Source organism: Marinobacterium zhoushanense (genome assembly GCF_014641945.1).
Classification (GTDB): Bacteria; Pseudomonadota; Gammaproteobacteria; order Pseudomonadales; family Balneatricaceae; genus Marinobacterium_D; species Marinobacterium_D zhoushanense.
Window position 1 is genome coordinate 92,642 of record NZ_BMIJ01000003.1, and the last position, 19,418, is coordinate 112,059.

Annotated in this window: 18 protein-coding genes; 6 read left to right on the top strand and 12 right to left on the bottom strand. The window is 57.8% G+C overall.

What is annotated here, in order from left to right:
• Nucleotides 1-128: 128 nt before the first annotated feature.
• Genes IEX40_RS07500 through IEX40_RS07510 form a run of 3 tightly spaced genes read left to right on the top strand, consistent with a single transcriptional unit; the run spans nucleotide 129 to nucleotide 4,844 of the window.
• On the top strand, nucleotides 129-2,714 hold the full coding sequence (locus tag IEX40_RS07500) for an efflux RND transporter permease subunit (RefSeq protein WP_188746902.1): 2,586 nt from the start codon (nucleotides 129-131) through the stop codon (nucleotides 2,712-2,714).
• A 16-nt stretch (nucleotides 2,715-2,730) separates the two neighbouring features.
• Entirely contained in the window at nucleotides 2,731-3,537 is an 807-nt protein-coding gene (locus IEX40_RS07505; protein ID WP_229680639.1) for an outer membrane lipoprotein-sorting protein, read from the top strand.
• Nucleotides 3,534-4,844 (top strand): hypothetical protein, encoded by a 1,311-nt coding sequence (locus IEX40_RS07510; RefSeq protein WP_188746904.1) that lies wholly within the window; start codon nucleotides 3,534-3,536, stop codon nucleotides 4,842-4,844. The genes IEX40_RS07505 and IEX40_RS07510 overlap by 4 nt, the downstream gene beginning before the upstream one ends.
• Before the next feature lie 2 nt (nucleotides 4,845-4,846).
• Here IEX40_RS07510 and IEX40_RS07515 read toward each other — a convergent pair whose 3' ends face one another.
• Together IEX40_RS07515 and IEX40_RS07520 are read right to left on the bottom strand one after the other, a co-directional pair.
• On the bottom strand, nucleotides 4,847-6,109 hold the full coding sequence (locus tag IEX40_RS07515; RefSeq protein WP_188746905.1) for a GGDEF domain-containing protein: 1,263 nt from the start codon (nucleotides 6,107-6,109) through the stop codon (nucleotides 4,847-4,849).
• 93 nt (nucleotides 6,110-6,202) lie between these two features.
• A complete protein-coding gene (locus IEX40_RS07520) occupies nucleotides 6,203-6,610 on the bottom strand; it encodes a YgaP family membrane protein (RefSeq protein WP_188746907.1) in 408 nt (135 codons plus the stop codon).
• Between the two features lie 141 nt (nucleotides 6,611-6,751).
• On the opposite strand from IEX40_RS07520, the gene IEX40_RS07525 reads away from it, so the two are divergent.
• Nucleotides 6,752-7,657, top strand: a complete 906-nt coding sequence (locus tag IEX40_RS07525; RefSeq protein ID WP_188746910.1) for a universal stress protein — start codon at nucleotides 6,752-6,754, stop codon at nucleotides 7,655-7,657.
• A gap of 17 nt (nucleotides 7,658-7,674) precedes the next feature.
• Here the strand turns inward: IEX40_RS07525 and xthA are convergent, their stop codons facing one another.
• Complete coding sequence (gene xthA, locus IEX40_RS07530) at nucleotides 7,675-8,490, bottom strand: exodeoxyribonuclease III (protein ID WP_188747698.1); 816 nt, start codon at nucleotides 8,488-8,490, stop codon at nucleotides 7,675-7,677.
• Nucleotides 8,491-8,682: 192 nt separating this feature from the next.
• Between xthA and gorA the strand changes: the two genes are divergently transcribed.
• Complete coding sequence (gene gorA / locus IEX40_RS07535; RefSeq protein WP_188746912.1) at nucleotides 8,683-10,050, top strand: glutathione-disulfide reductase; 1,368 nt, start codon at nucleotides 8,683-8,685, stop codon at nucleotides 10,048-10,050.
• Nucleotides 10,051-10,113: 63 nt separating this feature from the next.
• Here the strand turns inward: gorA and IEX40_RS07540 are convergent, their stop codons facing one another.
• Both IEX40_RS07540 and IEX40_RS07545 read right to left on the bottom strand, forming a co-directional pair.
• Complete coding sequence (locus tag IEX40_RS07540; protein ID WP_188746914.1) at nucleotides 10,114-11,151, bottom strand: GGDEF domain-containing protein; 1,038 nt, start codon at nucleotides 11,149-11,151, stop codon at nucleotides 10,114-10,116.
• 50 nt (nucleotides 11,152-11,201) lie between these two features.
• Nucleotides 11,202-12,368 carry a cation diffusion facilitator family transporter gene (locus tag IEX40_RS07545; RefSeq protein WP_188746915.1) on the bottom strand — a complete coding sequence of 389 codons (1,167 nt, stop codon included), beginning with the start codon at nucleotides 12,366-12,368 and terminating at the stop codon, nucleotides 11,202-11,204.
• A 512-nt stretch (nucleotides 12,369-12,880) separates the two neighbouring features.
• On the opposite strand from IEX40_RS07545, the gene IEX40_RS07550 reads away from it, so the two are divergent.
• Entirely contained in the window at nucleotides 12,881-13,762 is an 882-nt protein-coding gene (locus IEX40_RS07550) for a bile acid:sodium symporter family protein (RefSeq protein ID WP_188746917.1), read from the top strand.
• Here IEX40_RS07550 and queE read toward each other — a convergent pair.
• The 7 genes from queE to ccoS form a co-directional block, all read right to left on the bottom strand.
• Nucleotides 13,759-14,391 (bottom strand): 7-carboxy-7-deazaguanine synthase, encoded by a 633-nt coding sequence (gene queE / locus IEX40_RS07555; protein WP_188746919.1) that lies wholly within the window; start codon nucleotides 14,389-14,391, stop codon nucleotides 13,759-13,761. The genes IEX40_RS07550 and queE overlap by 4 nt on opposite strands.
• Before the next feature lie 6 nt (nucleotides 14,392-14,397).
• The gene (locus IEX40_RS07560; RefSeq protein WP_188746921.1) at nucleotides 14,398-15,315 is read right to left on the bottom strand and encodes a recombination-associated protein RdgC; all 918 of its coding nucleotides are present in this window, start codon (nucleotides 15,313-15,315) and stop codon (nucleotides 14,398-14,400) included.
• 107 nt (nucleotides 15,316-15,422) lie between these two features.
• Complete coding sequence (locus IEX40_RS07565; protein WP_188746923.1) at nucleotides 15,423-15,965, bottom strand: adenine phosphoribosyltransferase; 543 nt, start codon at nucleotides 15,963-15,965, stop codon at nucleotides 15,423-15,425.
• A gap of 238 nt (nucleotides 15,966-16,203) precedes the next feature.
• Complete coding sequence (gene fnr, locus IEX40_RS07570) at nucleotides 16,204-16,980, bottom strand: fumarate/nitrate reduction transcriptional regulator Fnr (protein WP_188746925.1); 777 nt, start codon at nucleotides 16,978-16,980, stop codon at nucleotides 16,204-16,206.
• An 83-nt stretch (nucleotides 16,981-17,063) separates the two neighbouring features.
• The gene (gene hemN, locus IEX40_RS07575) at nucleotides 17,064-18,455 is read right to left on the bottom strand and encodes an oxygen-independent coproporphyrinogen III oxidase (protein WP_188746927.1); all 1,392 of its coding nucleotides are present in this window, start codon (nucleotides 18,453-18,455) and stop codon (nucleotides 17,064-17,066) included.
• A 75-nt stretch (nucleotides 18,456-18,530) separates the two neighbouring features.
• Entirely contained in the window at nucleotides 18,531-19,199 is a 669-nt protein-coding gene (locus IEX40_RS07580; RefSeq protein ID WP_188746929.1) for a sulfite exporter TauE/SafE family protein, read from the bottom strand.
• Nucleotides 19,192-19,413 (bottom strand): cbb3-type cytochrome oxidase assembly protein CcoS, encoded by a 222-nt coding sequence (ccoS, locus tag IEX40_RS07585; RefSeq protein ID WP_188746931.1) that lies wholly within the window; start codon nucleotides 19,411-19,413, stop codon nucleotides 19,192-19,194. The genes IEX40_RS07580 and ccoS overlap by 8 nt, the downstream gene beginning before the upstream one ends.
• Nucleotides 19,414-19,418: the final 5 nt, after the last annotated feature.

Here is a 19,418-nt window from a genome sequence, read left to right on the forward strand (position 1 = left end):
CGCTTGTTTCTCTGCAAAGAGTTTATCCCATCCTGACCGCAGCGCTCAATTATTCATTCCGATTTGTAGTATTAGTTAATTCTAATATAATGCAGATATTCTAAATCGCAAATTGGGTAAGAATCCAGATGAAGCTGCGTGATGCTCTGCTAACTTTCTCCGTCGATCGACCGAAATGGGTATTCGCATTGCTGCTGTTGCTCTGCTTGCTCGCAGGGCTGCAGATCCCGTCGATCAAGGTTGATACGGATCCGGAAAATATGCTGCCTCACGATCAAGTGGATCGTGTGTTCCATGACCAGGTGAAAGAGCGTTTTGCGCTCTATGACATGATTGTGGTCGGAATGGTGAATACGAAAACCGATGCCGGGATCTATAACCCCCGGTCGCTCGAGGCGTTGCACCGGTTGTCGGAGCAGATAGGGCGGATGAAGGGGGTCATTGCCAAGGACCTGATGGCGCTGGACCGTGTCGATAACATCAGTCAGGAGGGGCCGGGAACGATCCGTTTTGAATGGATGATGCGCGATGCCCCCCAAACGCTGGCACAGGCGGCGCAGATTCGTCAGGCGGTAGAGCGTCTGCCATTGCTGGACAACACGCTGGTGTCCGGCGACGGACATGCTGCGGGGCTCTATGTACCGATCGAGAGCAAGTCGCTCAGTTACCAGTTGTCGCAGCAGATCGAAGAGGCTATCTCTCAACTCGGTGTCGAGGATCAGTTCCATATTGCCGGCCTGCCGGTGTCCGAGGATACCTTTGGCGTTGAGATGTTCGTGCAGATGGCGATCTCTGCACCGCTGGCGGGATTGATGATCTTCATCCTGATGTGGGTGTTCTTCCGCAGTCTGCTGCTGATCACGGCACCGATGCTGGTAGCGATGGCGTCGGTCATCATCACCATGGGGCTGCTGATCGGACAGGGTTACACAGTACACATCATGAGTTCGATGATTCCGATCTTCCTGATGCCGATCGCCGTGGTGGACTCGGTGCACATCCTGTCAGAGTTTGCCGATCGTTACCGCCCCGGTGAGGATGCCCGCCCCGCGGTGATGGAGGTACTGGGTCATCTGTTTACACCAATGCTGTTTACCTCGTTGACCTCGTCGGTAGGCTTCGCATCGCTGGCCTTTACACCGATTCCGCCGGTGCAGATATTCGGTTTGCACGTGGCGTTCGGGATCATGCTGGCATTCCTGCTGACCGTGACCTTGGTGCCGGCCTATATCATCAGCCTGTCGCCGAAGCGTATGGCCCAGCTCAAGGATCACAACATCCAGGAGGATGATAACAGTCGCCTGGGACGTTTAATGTCCCTGATGGGGCGCCTGTCCATGCTTAAGGCGCGTCTGCTGGTTGTCGCGTTCAGCATGCTTACCGCACTCAGCATCTGGGGGGTAAGCCAGATTCAGATCAACGACAACCCGGTGCGCTGGTTCAAGTCCGATCACCGCCTCAGGGTGGCCGACCGGGTGCTGAATGAGCACTTCTCCGGCACCTACAACGCCTACCTGGTGTTTGATCGTAACGCGCAGCAGGATCCGGTGCTCGCGCTGAATAGCGACCTGCTTGCTGAACTGGATGCGGATCCGAGGAGCACCCAGCTGAAGCCGGAATTGCAGCAGATGATGGACGATGCAGCTTCGGCCGATTTCGACCAGTACGCCAGTGCTCTGGCGGGCTTGCTGGATGAAGCCGGCTTCTCCCGTCCGGCTGATGAGGAGGAACTCTGGCTGGCCCTGTTCCGCCGGGTCGAGGCCGCGCAGATTGACGCCAAGTATTTCCTCAATCCCGAGGTGCTTGCCTACCTCGATGCGCTGGCCAGCGATCTGGAGCGCCATGCGCAGGTGGGTAAGGTCAACAGCCTGCCGGTACTGATTAAAACCGTGTATCGCGAGCTGACCGGGGGCGGAGATGAACAGTTCCGGCTGCCGGACTCGCCACGCGGGGTGGCGCAGACGATCCTCAGTTATCAGTCATCTCACCGTCCGGACGATCTCTGGCACTTCGTGACGCCGGATTATCGCTCGACACTGCTCTGGCTGCAGTTGAAGAGTGGCGATAACCAGGTTATGACCGATGTGATCGAGCATGTTGACGCCTATATTGACGCGAACCCCTTACCTCAGGGACTAAGCGTCAACTGGGCCGGACTGACCTATATCAACGTGGTCTGGCAGGAGCAGATGGTCAACGGCATGCTCAAGAGCCTGATGAGTGCGTTCGTTATGGTTCTGGTGATGATGATCGTGCTGTTCCGCTCGTTCAGTATCGGCCTGCTGGCGATGTTGCCGTTGAGCGTCACGATCCTGTTCATATACGGCCTGATCGGCTTTGTCGGCAAGGACTACGATATGCCGATCGCGGTGCTCTCGGCGCTGACGCTGGGGCTTTCGGTCGACTTCGCGATCCACTATCTGGAACGTGCAAGGGCGATCTACCGCCAGTGCGGCAACTGGCCGCAGGCGATCGCCGAGATCTACAAGGGGCCGTCCCGCGCGATCAGCCGCAACGCAATTGTTATCGCCATCGGCTTTACCCCGCTGCTGCTGGCGCCTCTGGTGCCCTATATCACTGTCGGTTTCTTCCTGGCGTCGATCATGGCGGTATCCGCACTGGTCACCCTGCTACTCTTGCCGGCTGTGATTACACTGGTAGGCAATAAAGAGAAACTGTTCAGCACCCTTAACGTAGAACACGAGTCAGTTTGAAGGAGGAGGTCTGAATATGCGGACTTCAATGCAAGCCCTGTCACTGTTATTCACTGGTGCACTCTGGACCGGTACCGCCTTGGCGGAGGACCTGACCGACGTCGGTACGATCGTCGACCAGGCCAACCATGCAGCCTACTATCAGGGGGAGGATGGCCGCAGTGAGGTACGGATGGTGATCCGTGACGACCAGGGGCGCGAACAGCTGCGCCAGTTCACCATCCTGCGCAAGGATGTGACAGATGGTGGCGACCAGAACTTTTACGTGGCGTTCAGCCGTCCAGCGGATGTGCGCAACACTGTCTTCATGGTCGCCAAACACGTGGATCGGGATGATGACCGTTGGCTCTATCTCCCGGGACTGGATCTGGTCAAACGCATCTCCGCCGGCGACAAGCGGACCAGTTTCGTCGGATCCCATTTCTTCTACGAAGATGTGTCCGGGCGCAATCCGGCGGAGGATAGCTTCGAGCTGATGGAGACTACCGCCGATCAGTATCACCTGAAGGCGACGCCCAAGGATCCGCAGAGTGTGGAGTTCAGCCAGTACCAGCTCTGGATAGATAAAGCCTCTATGCTTCCGGTACGTATCGACTATTTTGATTCCGGCGCCGAACCCTATCGCCGGGTGGAGGCGCTGGAGATACAGGATATCCAGGGTTTCCCGACCGTGGTCACAAGCCGGGTGTCGGACCTGCGCGGGGGCGGTGCAACCACCATGGAGTTTGGTTTCATGAAGTACGATATCGGGCTGCCGGATGAGGTATTTACCGAACGCTCGCTGCGTACCCTGCCGCGTGACTGGCTGCGGAGGCCGCAATGAGACGCACGTTAACGTTGCTGCTGGCGCTGGGTATGTGCTGGGGTGTCCAGGCCGCACCAGACAGCGGCGCGACAGAGGGCGACGCTTGGGGGGGGGATGCCTGGGGCGACGATTCCTGGTCAGAAGAGGAGAGTGGGCCGGCGCTGCATGGGTTTTATGAAACGGCGCTTGGTGGCCGATTGCAGGACGATCCGGCGTTGGCGGAGGATAAGACACTGGCAGAGCTGCGCAGCCATTTCGAGTGGGAGCGAGGCTTCGGCTCCGCGCATTATAGCCTTAAGGGTGACCTCTATGCGGATGGGGTCGAGGACGGCCTGCAGCTTGATCTGCGCGAGGCAATGGTACAGCTGACGCCGCTGGACTGGCTCGACCTCCAGGCCGGTCAGCAGGTGTCGACCTGGGGCACGGGCGACATGCTGTTTCTCAATGATCTATTCCCTAAGGACTGGAAATCCTTCTTTGCTGGTCGGGATGAGACCTATCTCAAGGCGCCGGCAGCGAGTATCAAGAGCAGCCTGTATGCGGACAGCTTCAGTCTGGATCTGATCTGGACCCCTCTGTTTGAGCCCGATCGTTATATTGACGGTGAACGCTTCAGTTACTTCTCGCCAGTCAGCGGCCGACAGATGGCGGCTCCTGACGCTGTCATCGATGCGGATGAGCCTGACCGGTTTCCGGAAGATGGTGAACTGGCCGCTCGGCTCTATGGACGCCAGGGCAGTCTGGAGTGGGCCTTGTATGGTTATCGCGGTTTCTGGAAGCAGCCAAACGGGCTGAACAGCGTTGGAGAACCGATCTTTCCCCGCCTGGATGTGTTCGGCGCCAGTCTGCGGGCACCGTTGGCCGGCGGTATCGCCAATAGCGAGATCGCCTGGTATGAGGGGCGTGACGAGCGTGGAGATGATCCGCTGATCCCCAATGATCAATTGCGCTGGCTTGCCGGTTATGAGCATGAGCTGGTGCCCAAACTGACCGGGTCGATGCAGTACTATGTCGAGTGGATGCAGGACTACGATGAGTTGAAGCGCAGTTCACCGGCTCAGTATCGTCCGGACGAGCTGCGTCAGGTTGTGACCCTGCGTCTCACCTGGAGGTTGATGCGCGATAATCTGACGCTGTCCTGGTTCAACTACTGGTCACCGACAGACGAGGACTACTATCTGCGCCCGTCAATCAGCTACCGGTTGGATGACAACTGGACGCTGAGTACTGGTGCAAACCTGTTCGGTGGCGAGCAGGAGCACACCTTCTTCGGCCAGTTCGAGGAGGGGAGCAATCTCTGGGCGAGAGTTCGCTACGGGTTCTGAGTTCAGGCGACCGCGCGGCGACGCTGGCGTCGCGGATCGGGACCGTCGGTCATTACGCGGTTGCGCCCGGCGCCCTTGGCCTTGTACAGCGCCTTGTCGGCGCGTTTGACAACCATTTCCGGCCGTTCATCCGCGTCGCGCCAGGCTATGCCGATACTGATGGTCACGCTGACCTGCTCGGTATCCTGGCCGCCACGTTGGCGTGCTTGTTTCCCCTGCCGATTGCTGCGTGGACGCTGTGGTGCGCGCACCCGCATCGGATACTGTTCAACACGCTGTCTAACCTCATCCAGCGCCTCGACGACCTCCTCTTCACGGCGGCCGCTGAACACGATGGTGAACTCTTCGCCGCCGTAACGAAACAGGGTACCGCCCGCCTGCACCTTGCGCAGTTGCGCAGCCACCATGCGCAGTACCTGATCACCCACATCGTGACCGTAGGTATCGTTAAACTTCTTGAAGTGGTCGATATCGAGCATGGCGATACCGTACTGTCGGCCAAGCCCGGCGAGCTTGTGTTCCAGCGCGCGGCGGGCAGGCACGCCGGTCAGGCTGTCGACAAAGGCCATCGCATAGATGTGGCTGATCACGGCGACGATCAGCAGTGTCGGTGCGAGTATCAGCAGTTGCGTGCTGAGATGGGTCTGTTTGAGGGTGCTGATGGCCAGAATCTGGGCCAGCAAGGAGCCGAACAGCGCTACCTCGTCGGTGGTGCGGCGGGTGAGGGTCAGCAGCAGACTTAACGCCAGTACCGGCGCGCTGATCCAGGCACAGGCGCGATTCAGCAGGGAGTCTTCGCCAAGGGTTTCCAGCAACGAGGGGTGCAGGTCGGGTATCCAGCCGCCAAGTTGGCCCGGGATCAGCCACATCCCCAGAAGAATCGCAGAGGGTGTCAGGGTCAGTATCAGCTTGACCACGCCCCTGCGGCAGAGGGGGGAGGTATCCCTCTGTATTAGCAGCCAGCCGTGCAGCAGCGGGATGATGAGGCTGGTTAACGTGAACAATACGTAGGCGTCGGGGGCATCCACGCCTTTTGCTGCAGCAGCATGCAACAGATAGCCGGTGAAGCCCAGGTGAGCGGCGGCCAGTGCTATACGGCCGCGTTTGAATCCAGCAGCGAGCAGAAACGCGAGGACAGCGAGCAGCATCGGCAAGCTGCTGATCACCTGCTGCAGCAGAGGATCGAGCGAGCGCAACGAGGGTGCAACCGCCCATGGCAGTATCAGCAGAAGCAGCGGCAGGTAGAGACGAAACAGTCTAAACAACGGCGGAACGTTCCCTGAAAATCCTGCCGAGATACTATCATGAAGCCGGACGGCCCGCATGCGGACCGTCAATTAATTTATCCGGTTATCAACTCAGTGGGCTGGCCGATGAAAACCCAGCAGGCGTGACAGCATGATCGCCGGGCACCAGCCGGTGAAGGCGGACTGTGCCAGGCTCAGTCCGATAACGGCGGTGACCAGCAACAGTTCGATCGGCAACTGAACGATAAAGACAAGGGCCAGCGTCAGCAAAACCAGGGAGCCGGCAATCAAGTGAACACCCTGGTGTACGCTCATACCGGTCTGGCAGCGTTCCTCTTTCAGGCCTAGGGCGCGGAAAATGCTCATTGCGGGACACCAGTTGGTGAACGCGGATTGCAGCAGGTTCAAGCCGACAAATGCGGTCAGATAGTAACCCCAGGGGTGAAGGCTATAGCCGATCACAAGGCTGACTAGAATGACAGAGCCTGCCATCAAGCGCAGGGCAGCGTGGAGGGTCATACTATTATCTCCTGTTGCTTAATTAGATAAAGCTAATATAGCAGTAAATATTGCGCTGTGCCAAGGCTTTGATTGGGTTGGGAGCGCCGTTAGGCGCTATGCTTCCAGAAGGAAGTGGTTTGTCAGGGGGAGAGCGAGCCTATGTTCCACAAGCTGCTGGTCAACATTGATGACGACACAGAGCATCTACCGATGGTGGAAAAGGCCGCCAGGCTTGCCGCCTGTGAAGGCGATCTGGAGCTATTCTGCGTCGCGTTTCAACCGCTGATCCGCTCGGCAGGTGTATTCAGTGAAGAGGCTGAGCGGCGCTCGCGCCATGCCTACATGACCCAGTGCGAAGGGCGTCTGGATTACCTTGCCGACCGGATTCGCCTGGACGAGTCGCGGGTGGGTACGGATGTCTGCTGGGATGAGAACCGGGCCGAAGCGGTACTGCGCAAATGTGAACGATACTGTGCCGACCTGCTGGTCTATCCGGTGTCGACACAGCCTGCACTGCTCCATCATCTATTGGCACCCGAAGACTGGCGGGTGCTGCGCAAGTGTCCGGTACCGTTGTTGCTCAGCCGGGACCGTAATTGGCCCGAGCATCCACGTATAGCGGTCGCGCTGGACCCTTTTCATCCGCTCGATGAGCCTGCCGCGCTGGACGGCAAGCTGTTCGGTATCGCCCACCGTCTGGTGCGCGAGCTGGAGGGCGAACTGCATGTGTTGCATGCGTTCAATACGCTACCGCAGTCGGCGGTGTTTGATGAGCATCGCATAACTGACTTTGCGGGCCTGCAGGCGAATGTAGCCAAGGAGCATCGCGAACGCTTGGAGGCGCTGTTGGCCCCCTGGCAGGGGGAAGCCGGCGCGGCTCAGCTTCATCTGCTTGAGGGTGAGTTGCACCACCGGGTACCCCGTATCTGCGAGGAGCAGCGTATCGATATGCTGATCATGGGCAACGTCCATCGAGGACTGCTCGAGCGACTGCTGGTGGGCAGCAGCGCCGAGCGGGTGCTCGACCGTATCCATTGCGACCTGATGGTGGTCAAGCCGGATTGATTCGGGCGCTGATTTGTTTAGATATCGAAACAGGCCCAGATCGGAGCATGATCGGAGGGTTTCTCCATACCTCGAATCTCATAGTCGATACCGGCCTCGGTGCAGTGATCGATGAGGGGCTGTGTCGCCATAATCGCATCGATGCGTAGCCCCCGTTTGGGATCGTCCTCGAACCCCCGGCTGCGGTAGTCGAACCAGCTGAAGCGGTCGGCGCACTCGGGATGGCAGTGGCGGAAGGTGTCCTGCAGCCCCCAGTCATAGAGGCGCTGCAGCCACTCGCGCTCCTCCGGCTGAAAGCTGGTCTTGCCGGTTTTCAGCCAGCGCAGGCGGTTGGCTTCGCCGATGCCGATGTCGAGATCGGTCGGCGAAATATTCAGGTCACCCATGACCACCAGGGGGCGCGATGCGGAGCACTGGGTGTGCAGATGCTCCAGCAGATCGGCATAAAATTTCCGTTTGGCCGGAAACTTGATTTCGTGCGCGACATTTTCGCCCTGGGGAAAATAGCCGTTGATAACGGTAAACCGTTGTCCGGAGTCGCTTTCATACTCGCCGATGATCAGCCGGCGTTGTGCCAGATCATCGTCACCGCTAAAGCCTTTTTGAATCGACAGCGGTGGGCGACGCGACAGCAGGCATACCCCGTAGTGCGTTTTCTGACCAAAGTACTCGGCGTGATATCCCAGTGCCTGCATCGCCTCGATCGGGAACTGATCGTCGGCAACTTTGCTCTCCTGTATACCGATGACATCCGGCGCATGACGTTCGACCAGCTCCTCGAGCTGATGTTGGCGGGCGCGGATACCGTTGGTATTGAACGATACGACTTTGATCACAACCTGAAACTCCCTGAAACGATTCGGACAGTCGCCGGATACTAGCAAAAATGGGGTAGGGGGTGCTCGTGGATGTGATAGATTTTCTCTATATGAAGCTTTTACCCGATCTATTGGCGCCTCTGTGACTGAAAGAGGTATGTTCTACACCAGTAAAATGGATATGTACGGTTATTGGGGAGTGTGTACGTGGCAGAGTTTGATTATGAGTTGTTTGTTATCGGTGCCGGCTCCGGCGGTGTGCGCGCCGGCAGAATGGCCGCAGCCAAGGGCGTTCGAGTCGCGATTGCCGAGGACCTCTATCTGGGCGGCACCTGTGTCAATGTAGGCTGCGTACCGAAGAAGCTGTATGTCTACGCCTCCCACTACGCGGAGTCTTTCCATGAGGGTGAAGGCTTTGGCCTGAGTGCGCAAAGCGTGAGGTTTGACTGGGCGGTGCTGAGAGACAACAAGAAGTCGGAGATCGCGCGGCTCAACGGCATCTACGGAAACCTGCTGCGTAACTCCGGTTGCGACATCGTGAATGGACGCGCTCGAATTACCGGTGCGCACAGTGTCGAAGTGGCCGGGAAAACCTATACCGCCGAGCGAATTCTGGTGGCGACCGGTGGCTGGCCCTTTGTGCCCGAATTCCCGGGCAGCGAGCATGCGATCAGCTCCAACGAGGTCTTCGATCTCGAGCAGTTTCCAAAGCGGCTGATCGTCGTCGGAGGCGGTTATATCGCGGTTGAGTTCGCCGGCATCTTCGCCGGGTTGGGCGCACAGACCGATCTGCTCTACCGCGGTGACATGATTCTGCGTGGTTTCGATAACGAGGTTCGCGAGTTCACCGCGCAGGAGATCGTGAAGAAGGGGGTCAACCTGAACCTGAACGCCGATATCGTCAAGATCGACAAGCTGGGGGACGGTTCCCTGGTTGCTGAGCTGACCGACGGCCGGGTACTGGAGGCGGATCAGATCCTCTATGCCACCGGGCGCAAGCCGAAGACTCAGGGGCTGGGACTGGAAGAGATTGGTGTCGAGCTGAACAAGTCGGGCGCGGTAGTCGTCAATGACAATTTCCAGAGCAGCGTACCCTCTGTCTATGCCATTGGCGACGTGATCGATCGGGTACAGCTGACACCCGTGGCCTTGGCCGAGGGGATGGCGCTGGTGCGCCATCTGTACGCCGATGGCGAGGCGAAAGTGGATTACGAGCTGATCCCGACGGCAGTTTTCTGTCAGCCCAATATCGGTACTGTTGGACTAAGTGAAGAGCAGGCGGTGGAGCGCTACGCCAAGGTCGATATCTATCGATCCGAGTTCCGTGCACTCAAGCACACCATCAGCGGTAGTGACGAGCGTACCCTGATGAAGATGATCGTCGACAGGGAAACCGATAGGGTAATCGGTGTGCACATGGTGGGTGCTGAAGCCGGCGAGATCATCCAGGGCATCGCGGTGGCATTGAAAGCGGGTGCTACCAAGGCGGTGTTCGACAGCACCATCGGTATCCACCCGACGGCAGCCGAGGAGTTCGTCACCATGCGCGAGCCGACTCGACGCTTAGGGCACTAAACAACCGGCAAGAGTATCTAAACGGTTGGTTCGATCAACGCGGTGCCCTGGAGCACCGCGTTTTTATTGGCCGTCGCTATCGCTACAGACACGGTTGCGGCCCTGGAGCTTGGCCTGATACAGCGCCTGATCGGCTCGCTCGATCAATGTCGAGTGGTCATCGTTACTGCGCAGGCAGGTGATGCCGAAGGATGCGGTGATCGAGCTGATAACTGACCCCGAGCTTTTCTGGCGGATGCGGATCGCTTCAATTCGTTTACGCAGGCGCTCAGCAATCGCCTTCGTCGCATCCTTGCCAAGGCCGGGAGCGATGACGGCAAACTCCTCGCCGCCGAACCGTACGGGGATGAGTGGCTCGGCGCACTCATCCTTCAGTATCCGGCCAACATACTGCAACACCTTATCGCCCATCAGGTGGCCGTAGGTATCATTGAAGCGCTTGAAATGATCCACGTCGAGCAGAATCAGGCTCAGCTCCTGCAGCGAACCGAGCTGCATCAGCTGCTCGAGTTCGGTGTCGAACACGCGACGGTTGAACAGGTCGGTCAGTACATCCACACTGGCGTCCTGTCGTGTTTGGTGCAGCTCCTGTTTCAGCGCCGCAATTTCCGATTGGGCGGCGTCTATCTGTTGCTGAAACAATCGTGTGGCGTCATTGATCGCTTCTGTCTTCAGGGACAGTGTGCGAATGATCGATTCCAGCGGCAGAGCATCCGTGTCAGTGAGATTGAAATCGGTCAGGGCCTCCAGGCTTTCACGCAACACCGCGGAGTAGCTGTCAGTTTGCTCCCAGGCGACCGATGCCTGCTCATGCAGGGTGTTGACCAGATTGACCAAGCCGTTATGGATCTCTTCCGTGTCTTTCGCGTCATCGCTTACCAGGTGCTTACGGAACAGTTGTTCGCTGAGCAGGTTGGGACAGGTACCGTAGGTTTTCAGGGTAGAGTCCAGCGCTACATTCAGCTCTGGTAGCTGATTAGAGACATAGGCATACCACAGCGCATAGTTAAGCGGGTTGGGTGGAATCCGGTTTCGCACCATCAGAGGAACCGCTTGGCGGAGATAGTCTGCGGCTTGGCTGGGGGTCTCTTTATACTTCATTAGAGAACTTCCTGTAGCTGACATTCATCCCGAACGGGACGGTAACACGTCTATGCAGCGGGTAACCACACGTTGAGTCGGCGAAACCAGAACTGGCTGTCGAGTTGCTCCGCCAGGCGCGATTCGAACTCAGTTGGCGAAATCTCGTTCAGTTGCAACAGATTATGCAGCTCGCTGGAAGCCTTGATTTCGATATCGATGTATTCCGGGTGGTAGTACAGCGTCAACTCATAATCCGGGCACTCACCCAGTTCACGACTGATGACAGCATCGACATGTTGGGTGATCTCGGCACGAGGGGGCATAACCGGACAGTCTTCATCTGGATAGGCCTGATCATCATAGGTATCGATATGAAAAATCACATGTCCTATATCATCAAAACGATCTTTGAGCCTTAGCACCGCAATATCGCCGATATAGTGAGCTTCGGCGGCACTTAGATGAGGTGCTACCTGAAGATGCATCTCAAGCATGCTCTGATTGCCCATGGCGCGGCTTTTGAAGCTGTGGACACTCTCGATGCCGTTGACGGACATGATGGTTTCTCGCAGCGCCTTGACCTTGTTCTCCGGCAGCGCCGTATCGACCAGCTCCTCAACGCTGCGTGCTACCAGGTCCCAGCCGATCTTGCCGACCAGCAGAGCTACGAGGATGGCCGCCAGACCATCTAGCCACCAGATGCCCAGCATCGCGCCGGCAACGGCGACCAGTACTACCACCGACGACAACGCGTCGGAGCGGCTGTGCCAGGCATTGGCGATGATCAGGTCCGACTTGAGCGCTTTGCCAATTCTCAGGGTGTAGTGGAAGATCCACTCTTTGCCAAAGATGGACGCTGCGGCGGCAACAAGCGCCGGCCAGGTGGGCAGAGGCGGTCGCGTCTCGGCGAACAGCCGCAGGATGCTCTCATAGGCCATCAGTCCGCCGACGGCGATCAGTATGATACCGAGCACAACCGTGCCCACAGTTTCAAAGCGGGCATGCCCCCAGGGATGGTTGCGGTCAGGAGCCTGATGAGAAAGACGCAGTACCGCGATTACCATAAAGTCGGTGAGCAGATCGGACAGGGAGTGAAGCCCGTCAGCAACCAGCGCGGCAGAGTTGGCAAAGATCCCAATGATAATTTTCAGTGTGCCCAGTACGGCATCGACCACCGATCCTATCAACGTGACCCGCTCTGCAGCTTTTCGGCGTTGGTCTAACTGTTCCTGCATCTGGAATTGCCCATATCAACTTTCCAATCTGTGCCGAAGTTTACAGCGCGAGAGGGGGAATATACCAGAAACGGGAGCTATCTACCGATGTAAAGCATACGAAACATTGAGAGGAGCCTCACAGGCATACGGGAATCAAAATGTCTGTCGGAAAAGTGACAAAAGGGTGTAGCTTTAATCTGTCTTGATATAACTACCGTTCTTTCCATAAATCGGCCATTGGTTGTGTTTAACTATTTGAATTTAAAAGCCAAAAAACAGGTGGTTAAAAAATGATCAATCCGTATGAGGTGACGGAATGATGGGCGTTTGGAGGGTGTTTTGTGGCAGTTTGCACAGTCTTATCCACAAGAGATGTGGGTAGTGGCTGTAAGCCCCCGTGGTTGCTGAAGTGTATCTTTTGTGAACAGTTTGGCGGAGCGGGGGAGCCGCTGCGACTCGACCATAGGGGTGGTAGAAGTTTCAAACTGGTTGTAGACTCGTCCGGATAACTAGAAGGGACATCATTGCGAATGGAAGCCTCCTCACTTAGCCAGCTGGTTTTACCTGCGGCGCTTTTCCTGATGATGCTTGGCATCGGTATCACCCTGCAGGGGGCGGATTTCAAGCGCGTATTGATTGCGCCTCGCGGACTGCTGCTGGGCGCCCTCGGGCAACTGCTTCTATTGCCGCTGCTTGGTGTTTTGGTCTGCTGGCTATTCGCATTGCCGCCGCTGGTTGCGGTGGGCCTCATGATTGTTACCTTCGCGCCTGGTGGCGTAACCTCGAACATGATCACGCTGGTGTCACGTGGTGATATCGCATTGTCGGTCAGCCTGACAGCGTTGAGTAGTCTGGTAGCGCCCTTTACACTGCCGCTACTGACAGCCTTGGCGCTGACGCAAATGGACGTGGACTCTCAGCTCAACGGTTTCCCTTTACTGCCATCGATTGTGAAACTGGCTACCGTCACGCTGCTTCCGGTTTTGCTGGGGCTGGCGCTTCGGCGGCGTTATCCCTCGGCGTGCAGGCGTCTGCAGCCAGCGGTCAAAGCGTTGGCGGTGGTGGGGTTCGTCATCATCGTGGCCGGTATCGTGCGTGCTAACTGGGAGCGTTTGCCGGCCTTGCTGGAGCTGTATGCGCCCGCGGTGATTACCCTGGCGCTGGCAGCCATGGCGCTTGGCGCCCTGTTGGCCCGTCTGGGCGGGCTGGCGGCGGCCGGGCAGCGAACGCTTGCAATCGAGGTTGGGATTCAGAACGCCGGCACTGCGTTGATGGTCAGCAGCTCACTGCTGGGTAGCGTGGAGATGTCCGCTATCGTACTGATATACGGTGTCCTGATGCAGATTCCGGCGGCGTTTCTGATGCTCCTGAGCAATCTTCCTATCCGCCCCCGGGTGTGGCAGACGGATTAGTCGATACCGACTATTTTGTGTGTCTGCAAGCTTAACCGCCACTGTGGATGCTCCATGCAGTAATCGATGCAGCGTTGCGTATAACCGCTCTGCAGGGGGCCATCCATCGGTTGCAGGAAAAAGTGATTGAACGCCAGTGCTTCAAAACGTGTCGGCATTGCCAGTGGTTGTGGATAGACCAGTTTCAGCTCATCACCCTGTGTGACCACCAATTCGGTCGCCGCCTTAGGACTTACGCATATCCAGTCGATGCCCGCCGGCAATGCGCGCGTGCCGTTGGTTTCGATCGCTATCTCAAACCCTCGCGTGTGCAGTGCGTTTACCAGTGCTTCGTCGACCTGCAGAGCCGGTTCGCCTCCGGTACAGACCACGTAGGGAGTACCGCTGTTGGTTTGCGGCCAGAGCGCGGCGATCTGATCTGCCAGTTGCTCGGCATCTCGATATTTTGCGCCATGTCGGCCACCGGTACCGACGAACTCGGTATCGCAAAAGTCGCAGATGGCTCCGCTGCGATCCTGCTCTCGACCGGACCACAGGTTGCAGCCGCTGAAGCGGCAGAATACTGCCGCACGGCCGCTTTGAGCGCCTTCCCCCTGCAGGGTGTAGAAGATCTCATAAACCGTGTACATGGCGGTTCAGTGCTCCTGCTCGCCATCGAAGGCGGCGAGAATCTGTGGAATCAGTCGGGTGAACTCCAATCCCAATTGCGTGACATCGGCGTCAAGCGCAGCGAGCTCCTCCTCCGGAGCCTGTTCCTCCAGCTGATCCCGATATTCATCGGTCAGTTTGAGTCGGTGCAGGGTCAGGTCGTCGTGCAGTACCAGGCGTATCTGCTGCTCCCAGCAAAGGGCGAGGCGGCTGACTCTCATGCCACCCTCAATGTGCGCCCGAATCTCGTCACTGGTTAGCACCTGGCCCTTGACGCGGATAACGCCGCTTTCGTCGGCCAGCGTATCCTTGAGCTCACACTCCTGCTCCAGTTCAAAACCCTGGGGCAGGGCGGGTTCGCCCATTACCCAGCCAGAGAGTCGATCGCTGGGAGCATGGTTGACCTCCGGCAGGCGGACGCGCAGGGACCCGAGCGCCTCCCTAAGCTCGGACAGCAGCTGCTCGGCGCGGTTCAGCGACGAGGCATCGACCAGAATCCACCCCTGGTCCGGTGCTATCAATGCGTGTGTCGGGCGGCGGCGGGTAAAGGCGCGGGGCAGCAACTCGAACGTCACCTCATCCTTCAGCTGGGCGCGCTCGGTTCTGTATACCTTGCGGCCCTCGTCGTGCTCGATCTTTTCCACCTTCTCGTTCAGCGCATCACGTACCACGCTGCCCGGCAGTATCCGCTCCTCCTGCTGCAGGCAGATCAGCAGATAACCGTTACTGACAAATACCGGCGTTTCGGTCAGTCCATAGGTGGGAGAGGTCCAACCTGAGCGTTTCTGCTCATGGCGGTTGCAAGGGGTGAAAGGCTTGCTCTCCAGGGCCTGCTCGAGCCGTTGTGCATTGAATTCGGCATCGGGCGTAAAACGGTACCAGACAGCATTTTTAAACCAGAGCATCGCGCCTCCTGATCGGTACCCTGATCACAGGGTATGAGTGTAGAGGCGCGCATTATTGGGGGGGAGGGGCCGGGATGCAAGTTTTCCGGCCCGATATCCGAGTGCTTTTAAACGCCTTCGTAGGCGATCAGCGTGTATACCGGTACACCGGCTTCCTGAATGCGTGCTGAGCCCTGCAGGTCCGGCAGGTCGATCAGCGCAGCTGCTTCGACCACCTCGGCGCCAAGCTTCTTGATCAGCGTGCAGGAGGCGAGGATGGTGCCGCCAGTTGCGATCAGGTCATCGAAGATCAGTACCCGGTCACCCTGGCCAACCGAATCGGTTTGCATCTCGACAGCGGCGCTACCGTATTCGAGTTCATATTCCTGATGGATGGTGTCGCCGGGCAGTTTGCCTTTCTTGCGCACCAGGACCAGCGGCAGGTTGAGCTGGTGCGCTAGAATTGAGCCGAACAGAAAGCCGCGGGCATCGATGCAGGCGATATGCGAGATGTCGCTGTCCAGATAGCGCTGGATAAACGCATCGGCCACCATGCGCACCGCGCGAGGGTCCTTGAATATCGGGGTAACGTCCCGGAAGATCACTCCAGGCTCCGGCCAGTCTGGCAGAGAGCGGATGATTGATTTGACGTAAAACTCGTCATAGGACATCGGGCTGGGCTCCTCGGCTCTTTGTCGTATAGGTTTGGACTGAAATCGAGCACATTCTATTGGATCTGAGGGTACATGCTCATTGAGTTGATCTACCTCAATGTGTCATCGGCTCGATGGATGTCTAATAGCAAGCGTTGGGTTACACATTGAGATGGCTACTTCATTGTGCAACTGTACTGGCGCTTATCCCTTCAAGGTTAAGCGCCTTTTTTATTGTCTTCGGTTTGGTTGCAGGTCAAACCTGCTGCGAACTGCTGCCTTCCGCGTTTTCGAACGGGTTGCACTCACCCGCCAGATCATATAGGTCCGACAGGCTGACCAGCTCGATCTCCTTGCCGTCGACGCGGATCAGTGACATCGCCTGAAAGCGGGTAAATATGCGGCTGACCGTTTCCACGGCGAGGCCCAGGTAGTTACCGATCTCGTTGCGTGACATCGACAGGCGGAACTGGCTGGCGGAGTAACCGCGTGCCCGGAACCGGGTCGACAGTTTGATCAGGAAGGTGGCGACGCGTTGCTCGGCATTCTTCTTTGACAGCAGCATCATCATCTGCTGATCGTCACGCAGTTCTTTACCCATGGTGCGCAACATCTGCCGACGAAGCTCCGGCATCTGTCCGGCGAGGTCATCCAATCGTTCGAACGGGATTTCACAGACGGTGGTGGTTTCCAGCACTTTCGCCGATACCGGGTATGTCACACCATCCACGCCGCTCATGCCAACCAGCTCTCCCGGAAAATAGAAGCCGGTAATCTGCTCTTCGCCCTCGTTGGTCAGCGTGTAGCTCTTGATCGTACCGGCACGCACCGCGTAAACCGATGAGAACGACTCGCCCTGGTGAAAAAGATGTTCCCCTTTTTTCAGCGGACGACTCTTCTCGATGATGTCATCGAGTCGTTCCATTTCCGTCATATTCAGTGATACCGGCAGGCAGAGCGAGCTCAGGCTGCAGGTACTGCAATGAACCTGCTGCAGGCTACGCAGCTTGCCGTCACATTTATGGTCACCCATGGGACTGTCCCTTTCTTGCGTTGGGTTGAATCAGGCTACGCGTTGCATTATGTAACATTTGCCGTTGGCGTTGAAGTGCGCCACTAAATGATGCGTGAGTAGCGCGCGGTGCTCTGTTCTCGCGGAATGTAGGCGTCGAAGGCCATGCAGATGCGCCGGATCAGCAGACGCCCTGCGGGTGTGACACGTATGCGTCCCCCTTCGAGCTCCACCAGACCGTCGGTTGTAAACTGCTTTAGATCGTCGAGTTCGGCCTGGAAATATTGACTAAAGTCGATGTCATATTGTTGTTCGATACGCTGTTGGTCGAGTTCGAAGTGGCAGATCAGCTGGGTGATGACGCTGCGTCGAATATGGTCGTCCCGGGTAAGCGTGACGCCGCGACGGATGGCATGCTGGTGATCTTCAACCGCCTGCGTGTAGGCGGTGATGTCGTGCTCGTTCTGGTAATACACGTCGCCGATCTGGCTGATCGCGGATACGCCCATCGCCACCAGGTCACAATCCGAGTGCGTTGTATAGCCCTGGAAGTTGCGGTGTAACTGGCCGTTGGCCTGGGCCTGGGCCAGCTCGTCATCCGGTTTGGCGAAGTGATCCATGCCGATGTACACGTACCCGGCCGCGAGCAGGCGCTCTATGGTGCTCTGCAGGATTGCCAGCTTGGTCTCGGGGGAGGGCAGGTCCTCAGCCTTGATATGGCGTTGCGGGCGGAAACGATCAGGCAGGTGGGCGTAATTGAATACCGACAGGCGGTCCGGTGACATCTCGATTACGGTATCCAGGGTGGCATTGAAACCCTCGAGTGTTTGGTGCGGCAGGCCGTAAATCAGGTCCATGTTGATCGACTTGAAACCCAGCCTGCGCGAGGTGTCGAGTACCCTCTGGGTTTGCTCTACGGGCTGGATTCGGTTGACCGCTTCCTGCACCTTTGGGTCGATATCCTGCACGCCAAGGCTCACGCGGTTAAAGCCGATCTCACGCAGCACGGCAAGAGTCTCGTCCTGAGCTTCCCGAGGATCGACCTCGATGGAGTAATCGCCTTGATCGTCGTCACGCAGGTTGAAGTTGCGCCGCAGTGCACTCATCAGCTCGCGCATCTGCTCATCTGCTATGAACGTGGGAGTGCCACCGCCCCAATGCAACTGGTTGACCTGCCGGTTATCGCTATACAGCTGCGAGAGCTTCTCCATCTCGCGATATACCGTATCCAGATAGGGTTGTGCCTTGTCCCGGCGGCGGGTAATCACCTTGTTGCAGGCGCAGTAGTAGCACACATGTTCGCAGAACGGGATATGCACATACAGTGATAGAGGACTTTGCTTGTCAGCACTCTGGCGGGCTTTGTCAATCAGGGCGCCGGCCGAAAGCTCCGGATCGAACTGCAGTGCAGTCGGGTATGAGGTATAGCGTGGGCCGGAGAGATCGTAACGGCGGATCAGGTCGATGTCCCATTGGATGCGGTTGGAGCTGCTCACTTCTGCTATATCCTCGTTCTGGTTTTGCGCGGTGCGTCAGTATACCAGCCCTCCCGGGCGGGCGCTTGACCGATATCAAAAGCTGCCGGTCAGAGCGCTGAACGGCAGGGTGTAGATACCGAAGAGTATAATCAGAATCCCGGCGCCGCGCCGGACGCCCTGATTCTGCATCAGCACGCGTACCTGCTGGGCCAGCAAGCCTGTTGTCAACATGGCGGGAAGAGTGCCAATGCCGAAGCCGATCATCAGTAGGGCGCTGTCATGCCAGTGTCCGGCAGCCGAACTCCAGAGTAATGTGCTGTACACAAGACCACAGGGCAGCCAGCCCCAAAGCGCGCCGAGCAGGAGTGCGCGTGGTAGTGTGTCGGCCGGTAGCAGCTGGGCTGCAAATGGGCGCAGGTGGCGCCATAACAGGCCGCCGGCGCGCTCCAGTCGCGTGAGTAACTGCCACCACTGGGCCACGTAGAGTCCCATGGCGATCAGCAGCATCCCGGCCAGGGTGCGCAGTAGAACGGCAGCGCCTCCGCTGCTGATCTGGTGGCCGATCAGGCCGATCAGTGCCCCCGCGACGGCGTAGCTGGAGATGCGTCCGATGTTGTAAGCGAGTATCAGCCAAAAACCGCTCTTTGCTTTTGTCTGACTCATGCTGACACTGGCCGCTATGCCTCCACACATGCCGACACAGTGAGTTGCGCCGAGCAAACCCAGTACCAGCGACGTGGAGAAAGCAAGGGAGTCAGTCATCAGAGGCAGCGTCGTCCCCGCTTCGCTTTTTGTTGCTGGTCTTGTCGACTCTGGCGTCTTCGGGGATCAGCTCCTCGTCGTCATCGTAAAGAATGCTGTGTGCCGGTGATTCGAGGTCGTCATACTGGCCGGTGTTAACGCTCCAGAAAAAAGCCCAGATGGCGATGCTGGCGAGGATGATCGCGATGGGGATCAGGAGATAGATGATGCTCATAACGG

Excerpts from the sequence above, each read along its gene's own strand:
- IEX40_RS07500 (WP_188746902.1), top strand. The coding sequence starts at position 129 with ATGAAGCTGCGTGATGCTCTGCTAACTTTCTCCGTCGATCGACCGAAA.
- IEX40_RS07505 (WP_229680639.1), top strand. The coding sequence starts at position 2,731 with ATGCGGACTTCAATGCAAGCCCTGTCACTGTTATTCACTGGTGCACTC.
- IEX40_RS07510 (WP_188746904.1), top strand. The coding sequence starts at position 3,534 with ATGAGACGCACGTTAACGTTGCTGCTGGCGCTGGGTATGTGCTGGGGT.
- IEX40_RS07520 (WP_188746907.1), bottom strand. The coding sequence starts at position 6,610 with ATGACCCTCCACGCTGCCCTGCGCTTGATGGCAGGCTCTGTCATTCTA.
- IEX40_RS07525 (WP_188746910.1), top strand. The coding sequence starts at position 6,752 with ATGTTCCACAAGCTGCTGGTCAACATTGATGACGACACAGAGCATCTA.
- IEX40_RS07540 (WP_188746914.1), bottom strand. The coding sequence starts at position 11,151 with ATGAAGTATAAAGAGACCCCCAGCCAAGCCGCAGACTATCTCCGCCAA.
- IEX40_RS07545 (WP_188746915.1), bottom strand. The coding sequence starts at position 12,368 with ATGCAGGAACAGTTAGACCAACGCCGAAAAGCTGCAGAGCGGGTCACG.
- IEX40_RS07550 (WP_188746917.1), top strand. The coding sequence starts at position 12,881 with ATGGAAGCCTCCTCACTTAGCCAGCTGGTTTTACCTGCGGCGCTTTTC.
- queE (WP_188746919.1), bottom strand. The coding sequence starts at position 14,391 with ATGTACACGGTTTATGAGATCTTCTACACCCTGCAGGGGGAAGGCGCT.
- IEX40_RS07560 (WP_188746921.1), bottom strand. The coding sequence starts at position 15,315 with ATGCTCTGGTTTAAAAATGCTGTCTGGTACCGTTTTACGCCCGATGCC.
- IEX40_RS07565 (WP_188746923.1), bottom strand. The coding sequence starts at position 15,965 with ATGTCCTATGACGAGTTTTACGTCAAATCAATCATCCGCTCTCTGCCA.
- fnr (WP_188746925.1), bottom strand. The coding sequence starts at position 16,980 with ATGGGTGACCATAAATGTGACGGCAAGCTGCGTAGCCTGCAGCAGGTT.
- IEX40_RS07580 (WP_188746929.1), bottom strand. The coding sequence starts at position 19,199 with ATGACTGACTCCCTTGCTTTCTCCACGTCGCTGGTACTGGGTTTGCTC.
- ccoS (WP_188746931.1), bottom strand. The coding sequence starts at position 19,413 with ATGAGCATCATCTATCTCCTGATCCCCATCGCGATCATCCTCGCCAGC.